Source organism: Rhodococcus sp. ACPA1 (genome assembly GCF_002300195.1).
Taxonomy (GTDB): Bacteria; Actinomycetota; Actinomycetes; order Mycobacteriales; family Mycobacteriaceae; genus Rhodococcus_F; species Rhodococcus_F opacus.
Genome location: NZ_NSDX01000018.1, coordinates 1 through 4024, shown reverse-complemented (window position 1 = coordinate 4024; position 4024 = coordinate 1). Strand labels below are relative to the sequence as shown.

Sequence of the window (4024 nt, the reverse complement as noted above, 5' to 3'; positions counted from 1 at the left end):
GCACTCGGTTTGCCAATCAAATTTCCTTACCGCAGGTCAGGGCGCACACATCAAGGACGATTCGCTGACACAGGACAGCTGTTCTTGTCTTCGTGGAGGTCAGGCGTACGCCGCGATGGCCTCCGCCTGCTCGATGATGCCCTCGGCGGTCTTCACGTGCGCGATGTCGATGTGCTGGCCCTCGAAGTCGACGGCCGCGCTGCCGGCCGCCTCGGCCACCTTGAACGCCCCGATCATGCGGCGGTAGAAGTCGACCTGCTCGGGGGACGGCGTGAACACGTCGTTGGCGACGGCGATGTGCGAGGGGTGAATGCACACCATGCCGCGGTAGCCGAGCTGCTTGTTGTCCAGGCAGAACTGCCGGGCACCGTCGAGGTCCTTGATGTCCTGCCACACGCCGGCAACGGGGTGGTGCAGGCCGGCCGCGCGGGCTGCGAGGACGATGCGGCTCCGCAGGTACAGCGTCTCCAGGCCGGCCGGGGTGAATTCGAAGCCCAGCTCGCGGCCCACGTCCGCGCTGGGTCCGGTGGCGCCCAGCAGGCTGCGGATGCGCGGGGTGGCGGCCGCCATCTCCTCGCAGTGCGCCATCGAGACCGCCGTCTCGTAGCTCACGATGAGGCCTACGCTGCCGGCTTCGAGGCCTTCCCGTGCCTCGATGTGCGACACCACCGCATCGATGCGCACGAGTTCCTCGGCGTCGAAGACCTTGGGCAGGAACAGGCCGGCCAGACCCGGCCGGATCACGGCCTCGAGGTCCTTGCCCTGGATTCCGGACACGGACGCGTTGGGCCGCACCCACAGGTCGGCGCGGACACCGTCGGCATGCAGACGGTCGATGGTGTCGGCGACGACCAGACGCGCCTCGTCCTTGTCTGCGGCGGGCACCGAGTCCTCCAGGTCGAGGATCAGGGCGTCGGCACCGGAGGCCAGGCCCTTGTCGGCCCAGCTCGGCTTGTGGCCCGGCACGAACAGCATGGAACGGTACGGCTTCATGAACACTCCTCAGTGATATGCGAATTCGAAGGAATCAGGACTCGTCGGCGAAGAGGACGCCGCGCTCGAGTAGTGCGTCGATCTCCTCGGCGGGGAGCACCTCGCTCGCCACGGCACGGGTGTCGGAGCCGACCTTGGGCGCGCGGGCACCGCGGTCCGGTCGCTCGCCGTCGAAGGTCCACGGCGGGCGGATCAGAGGCAGACCGTCGGGCTGCCACTCGACCAGCTTCAGGTGCTCGACCTGCTCGTGCTCCAGATAGCCGGTCATCGACAGAACCGGTGCGAACGGCACGTCGGCCTCGGTGAGGACCTTCTCCCAGTAGTCCTTCGACTGCTTGGCGAACTCCGCCTCGACGATCGGCACGAGCTCGAAGTAGTTCGACTCCCGCGGCCGGTACTCGCCGAACCGGGGGTCCTCGGTCAGGTCCATGCGGTCCATGGCGCGGCACAGCGCGTGCCAGAACTTCTGCGACGACGACAGGTGAACGGCCAGGTACTCGCCGGTCGACGTGGGGACGCAGAAGTTCTGAGCCTGCGGGTGCCTGCTTGTGCGGGCGGGGTTGTTGCCGAGCTCGAAGGACTGGGTGATGCCGTCGATGGTGAGCGCGCTGACCGCCTCCATGATCGACGTCTCCATCCGCTGCGGCCGGCCGGTCTTCAGTCGCCCCACCAGGGCCGCGAGGACGCCGGTGGCGGTGCTCAGGCCCGTCACGAGGTCCGCGCTCAGGCCACCGGCCAGTTGCGGGTGGTCGCCGTCGCTGAACAGTGAGTACAGACCGCCGAACGCGTGGCCGATCGTGTCGTAGGCGGGGCGGTTGGCGAGCGGTCCGCCGGCACCGAACCCGGTGACCGAGCCGTACACGATGTCGGGGCGGAGGGCGCGGCAGTCCTCGGGGCCCAGCCCCATGGCCGCGACCTTGCCCGGGCGCAGGTTCTCGAGGACCACGTCGAAGTGCGGTATCAGCGCTTTGACCAGCGCGACACCCTCTTCCGACTTCAGGTCGACCGACAGACTGCGCTTTCCGGTGTTGTACTGCCGGAAGTACGGGCTCCCGTCATTCTGGTGACGGCGGAAGTCCTCGCCCACCACGGGGCGCTCGACCTTGACCACCTCGGCGCCGAGGGCGCACAGTATCGACGTCCCGAACGGGAGAGCGATGTACCCCCCGATCTCGAGTATCCGGATACCGTCGAGTGGCTTGTGCTGCATGTTGCCTCACCTTCGTGTCGACCTAAATATTATATATCATCTGTAGGGAGGTCAAGCCTTCCCTCGACTGAGCGCCGGATGATGCGGATCCACGCCGTGCGAGACCGCAGGGGGCTTCCATCGGATTTCGGAACATAATATACTTTACATGGTGCAGCTCACATATCGAGCCGAAGACCGCCGTCCAGGCTGGACAGATGACTCCCACCTGAGACCCGGGCACGTCTATGACGAAGCGAATGCGAAGGAGCGGCACGATGAGTGCGCAGACCGAACTGTGGCAGGGGCAGTACGACACCCTGTTCATCGGCGGACAGTGGGTGCAGCCGGCATCCGAACACACCTTCGAGGTGATTTCCCCGGCCACCGAACAGCTCGTCGCCCGGGTACCTGAGGGCGTCGAGGCCGACATCGATGCGGCAGTCACCGCGGCGCGCGAGGCGTTCGACAAGGGGCCCTGGCCTCGGATGTCACTCGACGAGCGCATCACGGTCCTGCGGAAACTCAGCGCGGAACTCGCCGCGCGTGAGAGCGAGGCGGCCGCACTCGTCAGCGCAGAGATGGGGTGTCCGATCACCCTGTCCACGAAGATGCAGTCCATCGGCCCCCGCATGCTTCTGGACGCCTTCCTGGACATCGCGCCCACCTACCCGTGGAGCGACACCCGCACGTCGGCATCCGGCAGCGCGCTGGTGACCCGCGAGCCGGTCGGCGTCGTCGCCGCTGTCGTACCGTGGAACGCACCGCTGCTCATCACCATGATCAAGCTCGCCCCCGCACTGCTCGCCGGCTGCACCATGGTGGTCAAACCCTCCCCTGAGACTCCGCTCGACGCGTATCTGCTCGGCGACATGCTCGACAAGATCGGCCTGCCCGAGGGCGTCGTGAACATCGTCCCCGCCCAGCGTGAGGTCAGCGAGTACCTGGTGCGGCACCCGGGCGTCGACAAGGTGTCGTTCACCGGGTCGACCCCGGCGGGCCGTCGCATCGCCTCGCTCTGCGGCCACGACCTGCGCCGTGTGACCCTCGAACTGGGCGGCAAGTCCGCCGCGGTGTTGCTCGACGACGCCGACCTCGACGTCGCAGTCGCCGCGATCCGCGCCGTGTCACTGCGCAACAGCGGCCAGGTGTGCAGCAACAAGACCCGCATCGTCGTTGCCCGCTCGCGGCGCGACGAACTCCACGACCGTCTGCTGGACCTGATCGGCTCGATGCCGGTCGGGGACCCGTTCGACCCGGCCACCGAAATCGGACCGATGGTCAGCGACCGTCACCGCAGCCGGGTCGAGGGCTATATCGCCGATGCGAAGACGTCCGGCGCCTCCCTGCTGGTGGGCGGCGGCCGCCCCGTAGGCCTGGACCGCGGCTGGTACGTCGAGCCCACGATCTTCGCCGACGTCGATCCCTTCGCGAAGATCGCGCAGGAGGAGATCTTCGGTCCGGTTCTCACCGTGCACACGTTCGACACCGAGGCCGAGGCCATCGAGATCGCCAACAACTCGGAGTACGGCCTCAATGGCTCGGTGTTCGCCGCCGATCCCGAGCACGCACTGTCGGTGGCCCGCCACATCCGCACCAGCACAATCGAAGTCAACGGCAGCCCGGTGGGCTTCACCGCCCCGATCGGTGGTTTCAAGAACAGCGGCATCGGCCGCGAGGCCGGCCTCGAGGGGTTCGACGCCTATGTCGAGCTCAAGTCGTACGGCATCCCGGCCGGGCTGCTCGGTTCGCTTTCCTGACCCCCAACACCGCAAAGGACACACACATGGGCACCCTCCCACCCGTCGAAGAAGCCCTCGCCCGGCTCGTCACCGACCTGAC

At 67.2% G+C, this 4024-nt stretch carries 3 protein-coding genes; 1 reads left to right on the top strand and 2 read right to left on the bottom strand.

The window, feature by feature from the left end; translation table 11 throughout:
* Positions 1 to 99: 99 nt before the first annotated feature.
* Both CJ177_RS46425 and CJ177_RS46420 read right to left on the bottom strand, forming a co-directional pair.
* Positions 100 to 993 carry a CoA ester lyase gene (locus CJ177_RS46425; RefSeq protein WP_061042389.1) on the bottom strand — a complete coding sequence of 298 codons (894 nt, stop codon included), beginning with the start codon at positions 991 to 993 and terminating at the stop codon, positions 100 to 102.
* Between the two features lie 34 nt (positions 994 to 1027).
* Positions 1028 to 2203, bottom strand: a complete 1176-nt coding sequence (locus CJ177_RS46420; protein WP_095871092.1) for a CaiB/BaiF CoA-transferase family protein — start codon at positions 2201 to 2203, stop codon at positions 1028 to 1030.
* Between the two features lie 257 nt (positions 2204 to 2460).
* Between CJ177_RS46420 and CJ177_RS46415 the strand changes: the two genes are divergently transcribed.
* Positions 2461 to 3942: an aldehyde dehydrogenase gene (locus CJ177_RS46415; RefSeq protein WP_095871091.1), complete on the top strand. Its 1482-nt coding sequence runs from the start codon at positions 2461 to 2463 to the stop codon at positions 3940 to 3942.
* The last annotated feature ends 82 nt before the right edge of the window (positions 3943 to 4024 follow it).

Bases quoted from the DNA above. Each gene is read 5' to 3' on its own strand.
- CJ177_RS46420 (WP_095871092.1), bottom strand. From the start codon at position 2,203: ATGCAGCACAAGCCACTCGACGGTATCCGGATACTCGAGATCGGGGGG.
- CJ177_RS46415 (WP_095871091.1), top strand. From the start codon at position 2,461: ATGAGTGCGCAGACCGAACTGTGGCAGGGGCAGTACGACACCCTGTTC.
- CJ177_RS46425 (WP_061042389.1), bottom strand. From the start codon at position 993: ATGAAGCCGTACCGTTCCATGCTGTTCGTGCCGGGCCACAAGCCGAGC.